Below are 1624 nucleotides of genomic sequence, written 5' to 3'. Positions count from 1 at the left end.
GTAGCGCTCGTGGGCTCGGAGATGTGTATAAGAGACAGGTATCAACGCAGAGTACATGGGCAGAAATCAGTGACAGTCAACGTCCGCAAGGACCATCTGTCACCTCTGTTTTAATTAGACAGTCGGATTCCCTGAGTCCGTACCGGTTCCAGTACGGTTGTTTAGATGAGCGATCAGGATACTAGAACCGAGGTCCAAGCACACACCAGAAAGCGTCCGCAAGCAAGCACAATCACTAGTCCGCCATCAACCCGAAAGTATCAAGCAGACAGAACTGCGCCGGACAAGCATCAACCAACTGGCCAACCGTTCCAACCACTGGAGCCAATCCTTTTCCCGAAGTTACGGATCTCGTTTGCCGACTTCCCTTACCTACATTATTCTATCGACTAGAGGCTGTTCACCTTGGAGACCTAATGCGGATATCGGTACGATTGAGTGCAAATTAATAGCCTCCCTTGGTGTTTTAAGGGCCGTTCAAAGAGCACGAGACACCACAGAAACCGCGGTGCTTTTCGGAAACAACGTCCCCATCTCTGGCTGAACCAATTCCAGGGAGTCCGTTCCTTAACTAGAGAAGAAAACTCTAGCTCGGTCTTTGAGCGACTAACCAAGTTCGAATGCGTTACCGCGCTTGTGCTCCGAAGAACACAATCTTTGCATCTCAGTTAGGGAATATTAACCCTATTCCCTTTCGACAAGCGGGGACTAAAAGCAAGCTTTTCGCCACCGATGATACAAGGCGTTCGCCAGTACCTTAGGATCGACTGACCCACATCCAACTACTGTTCACGTGGAACCCTTCTCCACTTCAGTCTTCAAGGATCGAACTTGAATATTTGCTACTACCATTACGATCTGCACTGACGGAAGCTCCAGCCGAGCCTACGCTCATAGCCTTCAACGCAACCGCCACGACCTTCCTACTCGTTACGACCTGGCGCTAGACAACGCACATGTCGCAACGGCGGAGTATAGGTCTCTCGCTTAAGCGCCATCCATTTTCAGGGCTAGTTGATTCGGCAGGTGAGTTGTTACACACTCCTTAGCGGATACCGACTTCCATGGCCACCGTCCTGCTGTCAATATCAACCAACACCTTTTATGGGGTCTCATGAGCGAGAAGTTAGGCACCTTAACTCCACGTTTGGTTCATCCCACAGCGCCAGTTCTGCTTACCAAAAATGGCCCACTTGGACCTCGCATTCACGTTGACAGTTCACTAAAGAAACTGCAACTTCATATCCATTGAAAGTTTGAGAATAGGTTGAGGACATTACGTCCCCAAGGCCTCTAATCATTAGCTTTACCGAATATAACTGCCTGAGATCCAGCTATCCTGAGGGAAACTTCGGAAGGAACCAGCTACTAGATGGTTCGATTAGTCTTTCGCCCCTATACCCAAGTCTATCGATCGATTTGCACGTCAGAACCGATACGGACTTCCACCAGAGTTTCCTCTGGCTTCATCCTGCTCAGGCATAGTTCACCATCTTTCGGGTCGTTTGCCAACTGCTCAACCTCTGCACAGTCACAAGTGACACGCACAGGGCCGCGGCGGCGGCGGCAACTTCCAGGTCACGGCCGCCACCGTCGGCTTCAACGCCAACATCGCGCTCAAGAC

At 50.6% G+C, this 1624-nt stretch carries 1 rRNA gene; it reads right to left on the bottom strand.

Annotation, left to right across the window (positions count from 1 at the left end):
• A 23S ribosomal RNA gene (locus JQ641_RS38970) occupies window positions 1-1600 on the bottom strand; the annotation flags it as partial.
• Between the last annotated feature and the right edge of the window lie 24 nt (window positions 1601-1624).

The organism is Bradyrhizobium sp. JYMT SZCCT0180 (assembly GCF_018130165.1).
GTDB lineage: Bacteria > Pseudomonadota > Alphaproteobacteria > Rhizobiales > Xanthobacteraceae > Bradyrhizobium.
The sequence above is the reverse complement of the archived record's forward strand: the minus strand, read 5'-3'. Positions and strand labels throughout refer to the sequence as shown.